This window comes from Sinomonas sp. P10A9 (assembly GCF_041022165.1).
Lineage (GTDB): Bacteria > Actinomycetota > Actinomycetes > Actinomycetales > Micrococcaceae > Sinomonas > Sinomonas puerhi.
Genome location: NZ_CP163302.1, coordinates 1,247,462 through 1,263,688 on the forward strand (window position 1 = coordinate 1,247,462; position 16,227 = coordinate 1,263,688).

Sequence of the window (16,227 nt, forward strand, 5' to 3'; positions counted from 1 at the left end):
GGGGCGGGACGAGCGGTGCCGGGTGTGCCTCAGCCGAAGTTCGTGGCCGTGGCGTAGCCCTTGCCGTTGTACTTCTGGACGAGGACCTTGGAGATGGCCGGCTGGCCGTCCACGGTCGTGTCGACCGAGGTGCCCTGGAGCATGAGCGGCGCGGCGTACGACTTGATGCCGCGCAGCGCCGTCATGAACGAGTCGCGGGTCGGCTCAGTCATGTGCTGGAACGCCTGGTCCAGAGTGGCACCGGCAATGTAGCTCCACATGCAGTGCGGGAACGCCGGCATGTCCGGGTAGTTGCCGTACTGCTTGAGGTCCGAGAGGAACTGCACCACGTCGGCGTCCTTGGCGAACTCGGGGCTCTGCGGCGCCTTGGAGAAGGACACCGAGTAGATGCCCGGGTACGCGCCCGCGCCTCCCGGCGCGAGGATCGCCGTGGGGCTCGACGTATTGGACGGCAGGAACCAGCTGGGCTTCCAGCCGATCTGCTGCGCCTTCTGCAGCGAAGCGATCACGAGCGGGGTCACCGACATCGCGTTGAAGAACACGTCCGCGCCGCTCGCGGCGAGCTGCGTGATCTGCGCATCCACCGAGGTGTCGGTTGCCTCATAGGTCTGCTCGCCGACCACGGTGATGTTCGAGGCGCCCTTGATGGCGTCCTTGAACCCGGCGACGTATCCCTTGCCGTAGTCGTCGTTCTGGGACAGAAGCGCCACCTTGTGCGCGGTGCCAGAGGAGGCAACGAGCTTGCCGAACGCCTCGCCTTCGTTCTGGTAGGCCGGCACGAGGCCCAGCTGCCACGGGCTCTGCTTCTGGTCGCTGAAGAGCGGATCGCCCGTCATGACCAGCACCTGGGGGACCTTCTGGCTGATGGCCGACTGGCGGAAGGCCCGGTTGGTCGGAGTGCCGAGGCCGATGCCTTCGGCGAACACACCGTCCGAGACCATCTGCTGGAAGTTCGAGAGCGACTTCTGTGGATCGTACGCGTCGTCGTACGTCTTGATCTCAACCTTGCGGGTCTTGCCGTCTCCGAACTTGATGCCGCCCGCGGCGTTCTTCGCACCGAAGTAGGCCTTGGCGCCGGCAACGGTGCACGTGCCCGGGCCGGCGGTGGCACCGCTGAGCGGCGTCGTGATGCCGAGGGTGATGCTCGTGTCGGTGATCCCCGGCGAGGCCGCCGCGGTGCCTGACGGACTCTGGGCGGTGCCGCGGCAGCCCGTCAGCGAGAGCGCCAGGACTGACGCCACCGCGACAGCGCCGAGGAGCCCCCGCGTCCCTTTCCGAACGTTCATGATCGCTTCTGCCTCTCTGTACTTTCGGGTGCCTCCGGCGCGGTGCCTGCGGCTGGAGCCGCCGTCGGATCCTGCGCGGGAGCTTGGTGCGGGGAGTGCCCCGCGGTCGGTTGGGGAGAGCCCCGACGTGCGAGGCGTCGGATCATCCGGGGAAGGCTCACGAGCCCGTCAGGCAGGAGGAACAGCACGGCGAGCAGGATGACGCCCTGGCTGATCGTCGTGTAATTCGGGTCGATCTGGTTCGTCCACTGCGGGACGAGGATGTAGTACGCGCCGCCGATGAGCGAGCCGACGATGCTGCCGGCCCCGCCGATCACCATCGCGGCGAGGAGGCTGATGGAGTGTCCGAAGCTGAGGGTCTCGGGCGAGGTGTACTGCACCACCGCGAGGTAGAGGAAGCCGCTCGCCCCGCCGAAGACCGAGGCGATGGTGAACGCTAGGACCTTGGTCCAGTACGGCGAGATCCCCATCGAGGCCGCGACCGCCTCGTTGCCCTTCACCACGGCGAACGCCCGCCCGTACTTCCCGCGCACGAGCTTCCGTGCGAGCAGGAAGCCTCCCGCGGTCACGACCAGGACGATGTAGTACTGCCACTGGTCGTTGAACAGCCCAGACCAGTCCGGCGCGTTGGAGAAGATGGCGGAGATGCCCTGGGAGCCGCCCGTGATGTCCGAGAAGCGCTTGGCGAGTGGCACGCCCACGATCGGAAGCGCGATCGTGACCATCGCTATCGCGAGGCCGCCCAGGCGGGCAGCGGCGAGGGCAACGACGAGCCCCACGATCCCCGCGATCAAGCAGGCCGCGATGAACACGAGCACGATGTTCCACCCCTGCGTCACCCCGTACGCCGTGACGTAGGCGCCGAGGCCCACGAAGAAGATCTGCCCGAGGTTGACCTGCCCGGTGTAGCCCATCACGATGTTCAGCCCGAGCACGGCCACGGCGTAGACGCCGATCCTGATGAGGGTCTGGTTGGCGATCTGCGGCAGGATGAACGGCGCCGCGAGCAGGACGACGGCCACGAGCACGACGACGCCGACGCGCACCCACCGCGATGAGAGGACGGACCGCGTGCGCCCGGGGGACGGCGCGCGCCGGGAGGAGGATGCTGTGCTCATCAGACGCGAACCACGACTTTCCGCCCGAACAGGCCTTGCGGACGGACGATCAGGATGACGAAGATCAGGACGAAGGGCACCGCGATCTTGAGGTCGTGCCCGACGGCCGGCACGTACACCGAGACAAGGTTCTCGAGGACGCCGATCGCCCAGGCCGCGGCGACCGCGCCGATCGGGCTGTCGAGGCCGCCCAGGATGACGGCGGCGAGTGCGTAGACGAGGGCGCCGTCGAGCATGCCCGGGGTCAGGGTCAGCTGTGGGCCGACGAGGGCTCCCGCGATCGCTCCGAGTGCCGCCGCGAGCCCCCAGCCGACCATGAGCATCCGCCCCACCGGGAGCCCGGACAGCGCGGCGGAGTCTGGATTGTCCGCGACGGCGCGCAGCGCAAGGCCCAGCTTGGTGCGCATGAAGAGCAGCTGGAGCAGGGCCATGATCGCCACGATCGTGATGGTGGTCGCGAGGGACCTCACGCTCACCACCGCCCCGAGGATATTGACGCCAGTGAGGGGGAACAGCGAGGGGAACTGGAGGTTGTTGTACCCCCAGAGCACGGCGGCGATGCCCGTGACGAGCGTGAGGAGGCCGATCGTGACGACGACGGCGGTGTCCGGGTCCCCGCGCTCGAACCGGCGCATGAGGACCCGCTCGACGAGGGCGCCGAGGATGAACGAGCCCGCGATCGCGAGCAGCACCGCGAGGAGGAGCGGCATCCCCGTCTGCTGGAGGGCGTACGCGATGTAGGCGCTCAGCACGGCGAGGCCGCCCTGGGCGAAGTTGATGAGGCCCGTCGCCTGGTTCACGAGCACGATGGCGAGGGCGAGGGCGCCGTAGATCGATCCGGTCGAGAGTCCGTCGATCACGAGCTGGATGAGGGTCTCCATCGGGTTCAGCCCCCCAGATAGGCGCGGCGGATCTCGTCCATGCCCTTGAGCTCGGCCGAGGTCCCGGTCAGCACGTTGCGTCCCGTCTCGAGCACCGTCGCGGTGTCGACGAGGGAGAACGCGAGGTTGGCATTCTGTTCGACGACGAGCATCGCGATGCCGGACTCGACCCGTAGCCTGCGGATCGCCTCGTAGACGGTCTTCGCGGTGCTCGGGGCCAGACCGAGGGACGCCTCGTCGAGGAGGAGCAGTTTCGGCTTGGCCATGAACGCCCGCCCGACCGCGAGCATCTGCTGCTCGCCGCCCGAGAGCGCGGCGGCCCGCGAGCCGATGCGGTTCTTGAGCTGCGGGAACAGGTCGAGGCAGTAGTCGATGTCCCCGGAGATGTTCTTGCGGTCCTTGCGCAGGTAGGAGCCCACGGAGAGGTTCTCCCGCACGGTCAGCTGTGCGAGCGTCCCGCGGCCCTCCGGCACGTGGGCGATGCCGAGCGCGGCGACCTGGTCGGGACGCAGGCCCCGGATGTCCTTCCCTGCGAACCGGATCCGGCCAGCGGTCCGGACGGTCCCGCTGATGGCGCGCAGCGTCGTCGTCTTCCCGGCCCCGTTCGCCCCGAGGACGCCGACGGCGCCGCCCTCCGGCACGGTGAGCGAGACGCCGTCGAGCACCTGGACTGGCCCGTACGAGGCCCTCACCTCGTCGAGCTCAAGCAGCGTCATCCGCGGCGTCCTTCCCGATGTAGGCCTCGATGACCCGGGGGTCCGACTGCGCCTCGGCCGCGGTTCCCTCCATGAGCTTGCGCCCGTGGTCGAGGACCACCACGCGGTCGGTGAGCGCCGAGATGAGCCCCATGTGGTGCTCGACGACGATGATCGTGATGTCCCGTTCGTCGCGGACCTGCTTGACGGTGGTGATGAGCTGCTCGACCTCGCCGTGCGAGAGTCCGGCCGCCGGCTCGTCAAGGAGCAGGAGAGAGGGCCTCGAGAGCAGGGCCCGCCAGAGCTCGATGCCCTTGTGGAGGCCGTGGGAGAGTTCGTCCGCGGGGAGGCCCGCCGCCCAGCCCAGCCCGGCGCCGTCGAGCATCGCGAGGGCCTCGGCGCGGATCTCCCGCTCGGCGCGCGCGGTGCGCGGAAGCCCGAGCGCCCACTCGAGCGGGCCGCCGGGGAGGCGGATGTGGCCGCCGAGCAGCACGTTCTCGAGCACCGTGGCGCGCAGCTGGAGGGCCGGGTGCTGGAACGTGCGGGAGAGGCCGAGGCGGGCCAGGTGCGCGGGGGAGCGGCGGATCGCCTCGGTGCCGTCGATCGTGATGGACCCCGAGCTCGGCTGATAGTGGCCGCTGATGCAGTTGAACAGGGAGGTCTTGCCCGCGCCGTTGGGCCCCACGAGCCCGAGGATGGACCCGGGCTCGACCTCGAACCCCACCTCCTGGAGCACCTTGACGCCGCCGAAGTGGAGGTTGACGTCGTTAAGGCTCAGGCGAGCGGCCATGCTGTACCTCCTGTTGCGCCGTTGCCCGCGGGATGTGTGGTGGATCACCCATCTGGGTTGAACCTACGGATCGGAGACGAGATTGTCAACGATATTGGATGGGGTCTGAAGGCCCTTGTCAGAGAGCCTTTCGAGCCACTCGATCGTGCCGTCTGTCATGGGGCGGGATGCCCCGAGAGAGTCGAGGAAGGAGCGGGTGGCGCGCATCTCCGCCGCACGCCGCACGGCATGCCGCTGGGTGCTCTCGAGCAGGTGTTCCACGAGCGCCTCGCCGGAGGGCCCGAGCTCGGAGGCGATCTGCCCGAGGACCCATTCCCGCGCACCGATCGCCTCGGCGGCAGTGGCGGCCTCGAGGACCGTGGCGGCGAGTCCCTTCATGAACACGCTGCGCAGGAGCTTGAGCCCCGCCGCGACGCCCGCCTCGGGGCCCACGCCCGTCGTGGGGATCCCCAGTGCCGAGAGGCGGTCCGTGATTGCCGCCTCGGCAGCCCCGCTCACGATGAGCGGGGTGTCGATGCGGGCCCGGGGGACCGGGGCGAGGATCGCGACGTCGCCGAAGGGGATGCCCGAGGCCGCGGCCCGCAGTGAGAGCCGGCGCTTCTCCTCGGGGCTGGCGGTGTTCATGTCCGCGAAGATCCCCGTGCCGTCCATCGCGGGCAGGGCCGCGGCGAGGGCCTCCTGGGCAGCGTGGCCGGTCACGAGGCTCAGGATGAGCTCTGCGCCGTCCACCGCCTCTCCCACGCTGGGTGCGAGGCGGACGCCCGACGGCGCGGACTCCGCCCGCGGGTCGGTCGCGGTGACGGTTGCTCCCCGCCCTGCGAGGTCCGCGGCGTAGATGCTTCCGGCCTCGCCGAGGCCCAGTACAGCGATGCGCATGCGGTTCTCCCGTGGATTGGTTCTAAGATTGTGGACAAAATTGGGCCCGGTCTCGGGTCCCTGCCATGGAATCCGGAAGTGAGACCCCCATGTCGGAACCGGCGGTGAACGACTCGGCTTCCGAGGCGCGCGTGACGGACCTGATCCGCAGCGCGATCGTCGCCGGCGAGTATGCGCCCAACCAGCGGCTCATCGAGGCGGACCTGAGCGCGGCGTTCTCCGCGAGCCGGGCCACGGTACGCACCGCCCTCCTCGAGCTGGCGGGCGAGGGGCTCGTGGAGCGGCTCCCCAACAAGGGATCCCGCGTGCGGGCGATCTCCCTCAATGAGGCCATCGAGATCCTGGAGGTCCGCATCGGCGTGGAGGGCCTGTGCGCCGCGAAGGTCGCCGAGCACCTCACCGACGAGGAGGCGGCGGGCTTCGAGCGGCTGCGGGCGGACATGGTCGCATCCGTCGCGGAGGGCGACCTCGTCGAGTACTCGCGCCTCAACCGCCTGCTGGACGTCCGCGTCCGCGAGCTCAGCCGGCACGCCACGGCCTCGGATATCCTGGCCCGCCTGCACGCCCAGAGCGTCCGGCACCAGTTCAAGCTCTCCTCGCGCCCTTCGCGCGCCAAGGTGTCCGTGCTCGAGCACGCCGCCATCATCGACGCGATCCTGACCCGCGACCCCGAGGACGCCGAGCGGGCGGTCCGGAGCCACCTGCTCAACGTCATCGGGGCCTTGCGCGAGCTCGCGGTCTGAGCCCGGGCGGCGGCTGCGGCGTCAGACCGCCGCGGTCCGCCAGCCCCCGTGATACTCGGTGCGGGCTACGGTCGAGTACGGCGTCGGGCTCACGACGGCGCGCACGCTCACCTGTTCGTGCGGCTCGACCGTCGTCTTGCGCGACCCGCCGTCGGGCTCGCCCCACACGACCCGCACCTCGGTGCCGATCTCGACGTTCGGATCCACCGTCGCCAGCGAGAGCCCGCGCCGCTCGTTCGCCGAGACCCCGGTGAACAGTGAGAGCCCCACGACCGTGCCGTCGGCGTCGACCACCGAGTCGTAGTTGGAGGAGCCGTAGTTGGCGTTGGGCAGGTCGAAGAACTGGAAGCCCGGCCGGTCGCGGTCGAGGAAGGACGCCCAGATGGAGGCGAGGTCCTCGTCGTTCCACGCGAGCGTGACCTTCTTCCGCTGCGCGGCGGGGTCGATCTTCTCGAGGGCGTCGCGGCCGATGAAGTCGTGGTCGAACTTGACGAAGGATCCGTAGCCGAGCTCCCACGGGTTGAGGTAGTAGTCCTCGATGGCGGACGAGACGAACGAGCCGGCGAGGGCATTGATCGCCTCATAGCCCGTCGCGGGGAGCCACTCGCGGTACGCCCGCTCGGCCGCTCCCGTGTAGATCGCGGGGAGGGGCGAGGGGATCCACCCCGATTCGAGGGTGTTGGACGAGTAGGCGCGGGAGCCGCAGGGTTCGATCCCGAACTCGGCTCCGGCTGCGAGGACGGCGTCCCGGACCGCGCCGTGCTGCTCGTACGGCCCCCAGATCTCGAGGCCGGGGGCGCCGGCCATGCCGTGGCGCAGCGTGCGGACCTGTGCTCCCGCGATAGCCATGTGTCCCATGTGGAAGAACTTGACCTTCTCGACCGTGCCGCCGGCGAGCTTCTCGATGATCTGCCACGCGTTCGGGCCCTGGATCTGGAACCGGTAGTACTCCCGGGTGACGGCCTGGCCGTAGGGGCGCGACGGCGAGCGGTCGTCGTACGTGTACTCGACGTCGTAGCCGCCAGTCTCCGCCTGGAACTGGAGCCAGTTGGCCACCGGGTTGCGGCCCACGAACACGTAGTCGTCCTGGGCCTCGTGGAACAGGATGCCGTCCCCGATCACTCCGCCGTTGGAGGCGACGGGGACGAACTGCTTGGCGGTGTCGACGGGGAAGTTCGCAAAGCTGTTGATGCCCGTCTCGGACAGGAGCCTGAGTGCGTCCGGGCCCTTGACGAAGAAGTTGACCATGTGGTGCGTCTGGTCGTAGAGCACGGCGGCGTCACGCCAGGCCTTCTGCTCGCGCCGCCAGTTGCTGAACTCCGCGGGAACCACGGGGTAGATGTAGGTGCCCAGCTGGGAGTTCCGCAGCAGTTCGACGGTGTTTCCGGCAGCATCCAGCACATCCTGGAGGTTCTTGGGGGCCACGGGGCGCTCCTTCACGACAACTCTCACGACGGGATTGGTGACGATAATGTATTAGATGTCTTGACCGAGGGCTAGGGGCGTGGTTGTCTGGCAGAGACCCCACAGCGTGGCCTGACCCGCCGCGAGCCGTTTCGAACCTCGGCCGAAAGGAGGGGTCAACGATGACCCCAGAATCTCCCGCAGCATCCGAATCGCTCGCGGACGCGATCGAGCGGGCCGGAGGCCCCGTCGAGCTCCTGCGGAACCAGGACTGGCCGGCCTTCACGTTCCCGGTTGCCCCGGAGTTCACCAACTGGCGCGACGAGCAACGCGCGTGGAACACCACGGTGGCGCTCATGGACCAGTCGCACCACATGACCCAGCTCTTCCTCGGGGGCGCCGACCTCCTGCCGCTGCTCGCGTCCATCTCGCCGAACACGTTCGCAGCCTTCCGCGCCGGCGTCGCGAAGCAGCTCATCGCCGTCAACCAGGACGGCTACCTCATCGGGGACGGCATCCTGTTCTACAACTCCGACATCGACGGCGACCCCGAGGGGCTCGTGCTGATCGGCCATCACCTGCTCATCGACTGGGTCCGCTTCAACGTCGAGAAGGCTGCCGCAGCAGGCCGGGACGTCCACCAGCGCCTCGAGGCGAATTCCCACATGCGCCAGGGGCCGCCCACGTTCTACCGCTACGAGCTCCAGGGCCCGCGGGCCAACGAGGTCATGGAGAAGGTCTTCGCAGGTCCGATCCCGGAGATCAAGTTCTTCCACATCGGCGACGTCGAGATCGCGGGCCGTCCCGTCAAGGCCCTCCGCCACGGCATGGCCGGGCAGCCCGGATTCGAGTTCTACGGGCCGTGGGAGGACCACGAGACCGTGCTCGACGCGCTCATGGAGGCCGGCGCGGAGTTCGACATCCGCCGCGTCGGGGCGAAGGCCTACTCGGCCTCGCCGCTCGAATCGGGCTGGGTGCCCACGCCGTTCCCCGCGATCTTCGACGAGGACTTCGCCGAGTACCGGCAGTGGCTGCCCGCGGCCCGGGCCGGCTCGATCGGCGGATCGCTCTACTCGACCGACGTCCACGACTACTACATGACCCCCTACGACATCGGCCTGGGCAGGTCGGTCCGGTTCGACCACGACTTCCACGGCCGTGCGGCCCTCGAGAAGCACGCGGAGAACCAGAACCGCCGCAAGGCCACGCTCATCTGGCATGCGGATGACGTCGCGGCCGTGGTGCGCTCGCAGATGGAGCCCGGAACGCCGGCCAAGTACCTCGACTTCCCGAAGGCCCGCTACGGGCTCTTCCAGATGGACGAGGTCCTCCGCGACGGCGCCCGTGTGGGCATCTCGACCGACGCCGGCTACGTCGCCTTCGACCAGCTCTACATGTCCCTTGCGACCCTCGATACAGACGTGCCCGACGGCACCGAAGTAGAGGTGGTCTGGGGTGAGGACCCGGTGTCCCGCAAGGCCTCGGTCGACGCCGACCACCGCCAGGTGCGCATCCGCGCGACCGTGGCCCCCGCGCCATACCACGAGTTCGCCCGCACCGTGTACCGCGCGAACTCCTGACCTGATCTGTACCAGACCGGATCTGCAACTGACGTGATCTGCAACTGACGTGATCTGCAACGGAAAGGAGAGCAGGAGCCATGACCGAGACGCTCAATACGTCCGCGCCGGTGACCACCGGGCTGTACATCGGGGGAGCCGAGCGGCGGGCCGCCGAGACCCTCGAGGTCCTCGATCCGGGCAAGCCGGGCGTCGTCGTCGGACACGCCGCCGCGGCCAGCGCCGGTGACGTCGACGACGCGATTGCGGCCGCCAAGGCCGCCTACCCCGCGTGGAGCGCCCTGAGCCCGCGGGGGCGTGCCGAGCAGATGCAGGCCGCCCTCGCGGGGATCGCCGAGGCGCGCGACGAGGACGCCGCGATCCTCTCCCAGGAGAACGGCAAGATCCGCATCGAGGCCTGGGTCGACTCCCTCGTCTTCGAGATCCGTTGGAACCTCGCCCTCGCGCTCGCCGACGAAGTCGATGCCGCCAAGGTCCTCGGACCGGCGCCCGGCATCCCGGTCACGACGACGGTGGCCTACCAGCCGCTCGGGGTCGTGACCGTGATCGTGCCCTTCAACTGGCCGATCGCGATCCTCGGTGCTTCCCTCCCGCACGCGCTCCTCGCGGGCAACACCGCGATCGTGAAGCCGCCGCCCACCACGCCGCTCGCCACGACCCGCGTGGTCCAGCGCATCGCGGAGAAGCTTCCGCCGGGCGTCCTGAACGTGGTGACGGGCAAGGACGCGGACATGTCCGCGCTCATCACGAGCCCGGACATCGCGAAGGTCTGCTTCACGGGCAGCGTCGCGGGCGGGAAGCGCATCATGCAGATGGCCTCCTCCTCGCTCACGCGCGTCACCCTCGAGCTCGGCGGCAACGATCCCGCCGTCATCCTCGAGGACGCGACGCTCGACGACGTCGAGCTCGACCGCCTCTACGCGGCGGTCTTCGACACGACCGGCCAGATCTGCATGAACGCCAAGCGGATCTACGTGCACCGCTCGCGCCTGGACGACGTTGTCGCGGGGCTCTCGGCGCGGCTCGACAGGGCGGTCATCGGGTACGGGCTGGACGAGGGCACCACGATGGGGCCCCTGCACTCGCCCGTGCAGAAGGCATTCGTCGCGGAGCTCATCGAGGAGGCCAAGGCCTCCGGGGCCGAGGTCCGCGAGTTCGGGACGCTGCCGGCCAGCCCGGAACTGCAGGGCGGCAACTTCCTGCGCCCCGCGATCGTGATCGACCCAGACCCGTCGCTGCGCGTCGTGACGCACGAGCAGTTCGGACCCGTCATCCCCGTGATCCCGTTCGACACCGAGGAGGACGCAGTGGCGGCTGCGAACGACACGTGGGCGGGTCTGTGCGGTTCGGTCTGGTCATCCGATCCCGAGCACGCCAACCGGGTCGGCGGCCAGCTCGAGTGCGGCTACGTGTGGGTCAACGACCACGGCGCCACGCGGCTCGACCTTCGGGCGCCGTTCGGCGGCATGAAGCAGTCCGGCTTCGGCCGCGAGCAGGGCATCGAGGGCGTCCGGGCGTTCCAGGACACCCGCTCCATCGCCCACCTCGACCCGGACGCCCTCGCGGCCGGCTGATCCCCAGGGCCGCCCGGCTGAAGCCACCATCTGAGAGTCAGCTCCTGGGAGTCACTAGACGTGACTCCCAGGAGCTGACTCTCAGGCGTTTGGGGCGAGGGCGCGGGGTCGGGGCAAAATACCTATAGACATTCCCTATCTACATAGTTACATTCGGAGAAGGACGCACCGTGGCGCCCGAGAACAGGAGTGACGGACCGTGGCCAGAACCGCAACCGTGCAGAACCGCCGGGCATCGCTCGAACTCATCGACGACTTCTCCCTGGAGATGACCGGCAAGGACATCCCCGGCCTCGTCGAGGCGAAGGACCACATCCCGTCCGGGACCAGGATCAACGTCACGTTCCTCGGCAACGAGGACCTCGAGATGCGGGTCGCGGCCGCGAAGGCTGTCCGCGACCACGGCTTCATCCCCGTCCCGCACATCTCGGCGCGCAGGCTCAAGTCGACGGCGCACCTCGAGGAATTCCTCGGCCGGCTGCAGGAGGTCGGCGCCACAGAGCACGTCTTCACCGTGGGCGGCGATCCCGCCGATCCAGAGGGTCCCTACGAAGACTCCCTGGCCGTCATCAGCAGCGGCCTCCTGCAGAAGTACGGCGTCCGCGAGGTCGGCGTCGGGGGATACCCCGAGGGCCATCCGGACATCGGCACGGACGTTCTCTCGCGCGCTCTCGATGAGAAGGTCGCGGCGCTCAAGGAGCAAGGGCTGGGAGCCGTGATCCTCACCCAGTTCGCCTTCGACACCGAGCCCGTCGCGGCGTGGATCGCGGGGGTGCGGTCCAGTGGCATCGAAGCAGCGGTCCGGGTCGGCGTGCCGGGGCCAGCGGGCATCAGGCGCCTTCTCGGCTTCGCGCGGCGCTTCGGCGTGGGCGCGAACGCGATGATCGTCAAGAAGTACGGGTTCTCCCTCACCAACCTGATCGGCGAGGCGGGCCCCGAGCACTTCGTCGATGATCTCGCCGGGGCACTGACAGACTCATGGCCTGGCCCCGGGATCCCGGGACGGGTGGGGCTGCACTTCTACACGTTCGGGGGACTGAAGGCGACCGCAGACTGGGCGAACAAGTTCATCGCCGAGAGGAGCTGAGCTGCGGCCATGGCGGTGCACACCGAGTCCCACAGGGATCAGGCCTACCTGATCGTCCACGGCCCGGACAGGCCCGGATCGTCGCCGCCGTCGCCGCCCTCGTGACCCGCAACAAGGGGAACATCGTGGCGCTCGACCAGTACTCGACCGACCCCACGGGAGGGGACTTCTTCCAGCGGGTCGAGTTCATGCGGTCCGACCTCGCGGCCGCTATGCCAGATGTCGAGGCAGACCTCGCCGAGACGCTCGGACCGCTGGGCATGCAGTGGTCCCTCACCGACCGGTCCGTGCGCAAGCGTATGGCCATCATGGTCTCGACGTCGGACCACTGCCTGCTCGAACTGCTGTGGAGGCACCGCCGGGGCGAGTTGCCCGTGAGCATCCCCATGGTCATCTCTAACCACACCAACACGGCCGAGGACGTGCGCTCGTTCGGGGTGCCGTTCTTCCATGTGCCCTCGTCCGGCAGTGACAAGTCCGCGGCCGAGGAGGAGATCCTCAGGCTGCTGGCGGGGAACGTCGACTTCGTGGTGCTGGCCCGCTACATGCAGATCATCTCGGGGGCGCTCCTCGACCGCGTGGGCGTCCCGCTCATCAACATCCACCACTCCTTCCTGCCGGCATTCATCGGCGCCGCGCCCTACCGCAAGGCCAAGGAGCGGGGCGTGAAGCTCATCGGGGCCACCGCCCACTACGTCACCAAGGACCTCGACGAGGGCCCCATCATCGAGCAGGACGTGGCCCGCGCCAGCCACGCCCACACCGCCGCCGACCTGGCGGCCCGCGGCGCCTACGTGGAGCGCGCCGTGCTCTCGCGCGCCGTCCAGTGGCACGCCGAGGACAGGGTCATCAGGCACGGCAACCAGACCATCGTCTTCTAGCAAAGACCAGACCGAACTCACACCAGAACGAGAGGTTCACCGTGGCACCCAAGAATCTGCAGGAAGTCCTCGACGCGTCCCAGGGACCGGTCGACCTCCTGCGCAACTCGCAGATCGGCTCGTACATCTACCCGGTGGTCCCCGCCGACTTCCAGAACTGGATCAAGGAGCAGAGGGCCTGGCGGGACACGGCGGTGCTCTACGACCAGTCGCACCACATGGACAACCTGTTCCTCAAGGGCTCCGACGCGATCAACCTGATCCGGGCGACGGCGATCAACTCGACTGAGGTCTTCCCCGTGAACAGGGCCAAGCAGTACGTGCCGACCACAGAGTCGGGCCACGTCATCGGGGACGGCATCCTGTTCCGCGAGGCCGACGACGAGTACGTGTATGTGGGCCGGGCACCGGCGGCGAACTGGCTGCTCTACCACGGGCAGGCCGGCGGCTACGGCAACCTCGACATCACAGTTGACCGACGCTCCCCGTCCCGGCCCTACGGGCACGGCGTCTCCCGGCAGTACTACCGCTTCCAGATCCAGGGCCCCAGCGCCTGGCAGGTCATCGAGAGGCTCAACGGCGGCCCGGTCGAGCAGCTCAAGTTCTTCAACATGTCCACCATGTCGATCGACGGCACCACAGTGCGCACGCTCCGCCACGGAATGGCCGGCGCGCCCGGCCTCGAGGTCTGGGGCCCGTACGCGGACCATGACCGCATCCGCGACGCGATCGTCGAGGCCGGCGCCGAGTTCGGACTCGTGCCCGTGGGCTCCCGCGCCTACCCGTCGAACACCCTCGAGTCCGGCTGGATCCCGTCGCCCCTGCCCGCGATCTACACGGGCGAGGCCGAGCGGGGCTACCGCGAGTGGCTCCCCGCGGACGGCTACGAGGCCACCGGCACGCTTGCGGGCTCGTTCGTCTCCGACAGCATCGAGGACTACTACCTGACCCCGTGGGAGCTCGGCTACGGCTCCTTCGTCAAGTTCGACCACGACTTCATCGGCCGGGACGCACTGCAGAAGGCTGACCCCGCGCAGCAGCGCCGCAAGGTCACGCTGGCCTGGAACGCCGAGGACATGACGAAGCTGTTCTCCTCGCTCTTCGACACGGCCGGCCCGCAGTACAAGTTCTTCGACCTTCCCCTGGCGAACTACGGCTCCGCCAACTACGACTCGGTCGTGGACGCGGACGGGAGCGCCGTCGGCTTCTCGATGTTCACTGGCTACAGCGCGAACGAGCGCACGGCGCTCTCCCTCGCGACCGTCGATCCGAACGTGCCCGAGGGCGCGGAAGTCACGGTCGTGTGGGGCGAGCCGAACGGCGGCACCTCGAAGGCCGCCGTCGAGCCCCACGAACAGCTCGAGGTGCGCGCCGTCGTCAGTCCCGTACCGTACTCTGCTGTGGCCCGCTCCGAGTACCACGGCGGGTGGCGGACCAACTACCAGTCCGCCTAGCCCGTCCGGCTGGCGCGGGAGACCGTGAGGCCGCCCGCGCCGGTCTGATACATCCATGGAGGTGGCCCTGTGAGCCTGAGATTCGCGCTGCTCGCCCTGCTGAGGGTCGGCCCGCTCTCGGGGTACGACCTGCAGAAGCAGTTCGCGGTGTCCGTCGGGCACGTGTGGCACGCGCCCGACTCACAGATCTATCCCGAGCTGCGCAAGATGGAGGCCGCGGGCCTCATCGAGGGTGAGGAGAGGCCCCGGGGCGAGCGTGGCACCCGCAAGGTCTACCACATGACCGATGCCGGCGAGCGCGCCTTCCTCGACTGGATGCGCACCCCGCTCGAGTACGCGCGCGTCCGCGACCCCGCGCACCTTCGCGCAGCCTATCTCGAGGCCACGACGCCCGCGGCAGCACGCGAGTTCTTCCGGGCCCACATCTCCGAGTGGGAGGGAGAACTCGCCCAGTGGGAGGGGGAGCTCGCGCGGATCGCCGCCGTCTCCAACCCGATGCTCGCCCTCCGGCTCGCGGTCACGCCGCCCGAGGACCGCGAGCGCACGATCGCCTTCAAGCGGTTCACGTACGAGGGCCTCGTGGAACGCGCGCAGGGCGAGATCGCCTGGGCTCAGAGGGGACTGGCGCTCGTCGACGCCCTCGCCGAGGACGGCGCCTGGTCATCGGCCGCGGAGCTCGGGGCGTAGGACGGCGCACGGCCGCCGCTTGCTGGGGCAGTCGCCGTGCGCTCGCGAAGGGCGCCGCCGGCTCGCGGAGGGTGCCGCCGGCTCCGGGACGCGGCCGGGGAACACGAAGTCATGCCCACAAGGGTCTTGACGTGCGGCCATCCTAGTTAATAAAATCGAGTTACAAATTAATCCGGTCGGTCCGAGATCCCCAGCACTCGGGCCGACGCCCGTCAGCAGGGCGCCCCGTCCGCCACCCGGCGGGCGGGGCACCCCGCCGACCCGGCGCCGTCGTCCGCGCCAGAACCCGCTCGCGCCGGAACGCTCCAGCGCCAGAGCCCGAGGCCATGCCCACGACAGCTGGGGTTCCATTCCCCCGGCGGCCACGCCACTTCCTGGAAGTCCTCGGACATGACCACTCAAGCAGATTCCCGCGCAGCCCACGCCTACGGCTGGGTACCGGACGTCCCCGACCAGCGCGATTTCCTCTACGCCGCCCCGCATACGGTGCTCGCCTCGCTCCCACCCTCCGTGGACCTCACCGCGGAGTGTCCGCCGGTCTATGATCAGGGCCAGCTCGGCTCCTGCACGGCCAACGCGATCGGCGGGGCCCTCGAGTTCGATGCAGGCAAGCAGGGCATCGCCGGCTACACGACGCCCTCGAGGCTCTTCATCTACTACAACGAGCGCACCATGGAGCACACCGTGGCGAGCGATTCCGGGGCGCAGATCCGCGACGGTGTGAAGTCCGTCGGCACGCAGGGCGCATGCGCCGAGACGGAGTGGCCGTATGTCATCGGCGAGTTCGCGGCCCAGCCGCCAGCCCAGTGCTACATCGACGCGAAGCTGCACCGTGCGATCGCCTACCAGCGCGTGGCCCGGATCCTGACCCAGATGCAGGGCTGCCTCGCCGCCGGCTACCCGTTCGTGCTGGGCATCACAGTGTACGAGTCGTTCGAGAGCCCGGCGGTGGCCCAGACCGGCGTGGTGCCGATGCCCGGGCCGTCCGAACAGGCGCTCGGCGGCCACGCCGTCCTCGCCGTCGGATACGACAACGCGGCCCAGACGTTCCGCGTCCGCAACTCGTGGGGATCCGGCTGGGGCCAGGGCGGATACTTCACCCTCCCGTACCAGTACCTCCTCTCCTCGGGCCTCTCGAGCGACTTCTGGACCATCCGGACGCTGGCCTGAG

14 protein-coding genes and 1 pseudogene are annotated in these 16,227 nt (G+C 69.1%); 8 read left to right on the forward strand and 7 right to left on the reverse strand.

The window, feature by feature from the left end:
* Positions 1–29: 29 nt before the first annotated feature.
* The 6 genes from AB5L97_RS05700 to AB5L97_RS05725 all read right to left on the reverse strand — a co-directional run bounded on the left by AB5L97_RS05700 (position 30) and on the right by AB5L97_RS05725 (position 5,646).
* A complete protein-coding gene (locus tag AB5L97_RS05700; RefSeq protein WP_369046818.1) occupies positions 30–1,286 on the reverse strand; it encodes an ABC transporter substrate-binding protein in 1,257 nt (418 codons plus the stop codon).
* A complete protein-coding gene (locus tag AB5L97_RS05705) occupies positions 1,283–2,404 on the reverse strand; it encodes a branched-chain amino acid ABC transporter permease (RefSeq protein WP_369046819.1) in 1,122 nt (373 codons plus the stop codon). Before AB5L97_RS05705 ends, AB5L97_RS05700 begins: the two co-directional genes overlap by 4 nt.
* Entirely contained in the window at positions 2,404–3,285 is an 882-nt protein-coding gene (locus AB5L97_RS05710) for a branched-chain amino acid ABC transporter permease (protein WP_307955926.1), read from the reverse strand. Before AB5L97_RS05710 ends, AB5L97_RS05705 begins: the two co-directional genes overlap by 1 nt.
* A gap of 5 nt (positions 3,286–3,290) precedes the next feature.
* The gene (locus tag AB5L97_RS05715; protein ID WP_369046820.1) at positions 3,291–4,001 is read right to left on the reverse strand and encodes an ABC transporter ATP-binding protein; all 711 of its coding nucleotides are present in this window, start codon (positions 3,999–4,001) and stop codon (positions 3,291–3,293) included.
* On the reverse strand, positions 3,988–4,770 hold the full coding sequence (locus AB5L97_RS05720; RefSeq protein ID WP_369046821.1) for an ABC transporter ATP-binding protein: 783 nt from the start codon (positions 4,768–4,770) through the stop codon (positions 3,988–3,990). Before AB5L97_RS05720 ends, AB5L97_RS05715 begins: the two co-directional genes overlap by 14 nt.
* A 63-nt stretch (positions 4,771–4,833) precedes the next feature.
* The gene (locus tag AB5L97_RS05725) at positions 4,834–5,646 is read right to left on the reverse strand and encodes an NAD(P)-dependent oxidoreductase (RefSeq protein ID WP_369046822.1); all 813 of its coding nucleotides are present in this window, start codon (positions 5,644–5,646) and stop codon (positions 4,834–4,836) included.
* A gap of 89 nt (positions 5,647–5,735) precedes the next feature.
* Between AB5L97_RS05725 and AB5L97_RS05730 the strand changes: the two genes are divergently transcribed.
* Positions 5,736–6,389: a GntR family transcriptional regulator gene (locus AB5L97_RS05730; RefSeq protein ID WP_369046823.1), complete on the forward strand. Its 654-nt coding sequence runs from the start codon at positions 5,736–5,738 to the stop codon at positions 6,387–6,389.
* 21 nt (positions 6,390–6,410) lie between these two features.
* On the opposite strand, the gene ligM (AB5L97_RS05735) is transcribed toward AB5L97_RS05730, so the two are convergent.
* On the reverse strand, positions 6,411–7,814 hold the full coding sequence (gene ligM / locus AB5L97_RS05735) for a vanillate/3-O-methylgallate O-demethylase (RefSeq protein WP_369046824.1): 1,404 nt from the start codon (positions 7,812–7,814) through the stop codon (positions 6,411–6,413).
* A 161-nt stretch (positions 7,815–7,975) separates the two neighbouring features.
* On the opposite strand from ligM (AB5L97_RS05735), the gene AB5L97_RS05740 reads away from it, so the two are divergent.
* The 7 genes and pseudogenes from AB5L97_RS05740 (at position 7,976) to AB5L97_RS05770 (ending at position 16,226) form a co-directional block, all read left to right on the forward strand.
* Positions 7,976–9,373 (forward strand): aminomethyl transferase family protein, encoded by a 1,398-nt coding sequence (locus AB5L97_RS05740; RefSeq protein WP_369046825.1) that lies wholly within the window; start codon positions 7,976–7,978, stop codon positions 9,371–9,373.
* Between the two features lie 80 nt (positions 9,374–9,453).
* Positions 9,454–10,947 carry an aldehyde dehydrogenase family protein gene (locus tag AB5L97_RS05745; RefSeq protein ID WP_369046826.1) on the forward strand — a complete coding sequence of 498 codons (1,494 nt, stop codon included), beginning with the start codon at positions 9,454–9,456 and terminating at the stop codon, positions 10,945–10,947.
* A 199-nt stretch (positions 10,948–11,146) separates the two neighbouring features.
* Positions 11,147–12,034, forward strand: a complete 888-nt coding sequence (locus AB5L97_RS05750; protein WP_369046827.1) for a methylenetetrahydrofolate reductase — start codon at positions 11,147–11,149, stop codon at positions 12,032–12,034.
* Between the two features lie 9 nt (positions 12,035–12,043).
* A pseudogene (gene purU, locus AB5L97_RS05755) lies at positions 12,044–12,915 on the forward strand (formyltetrahydrofolate deformylase).
* Positions 12,916–12,956: 41 nt separating this feature from the next.
* On the forward strand, positions 12,957–14,369 hold the full coding sequence (gene ligM / locus AB5L97_RS05760; RefSeq protein ID WP_369046828.1) for a vanillate/3-O-methylgallate O-demethylase: 1,413 nt from the start codon (positions 12,957–12,959) through the stop codon (positions 14,367–14,369).
* A 69-nt stretch (positions 14,370–14,438) separates the two neighbouring features.
* Positions 14,439–15,056, forward strand: a complete 618-nt coding sequence (locus AB5L97_RS05765; protein WP_369046829.1) for a PadR family transcriptional regulator — start codon at positions 14,439–14,441, stop codon at positions 15,054–15,056.
* 390 nt (positions 15,057–15,446) lie between these two features.
* Positions 15,447–16,226, forward strand: a complete 780-nt coding sequence (locus AB5L97_RS05770; RefSeq protein ID WP_369046830.1) for a C1 family peptidase — start codon at positions 15,447–15,449, stop codon at positions 16,224–16,226.
* Position 16,227: the final 1 nt, after the last annotated feature.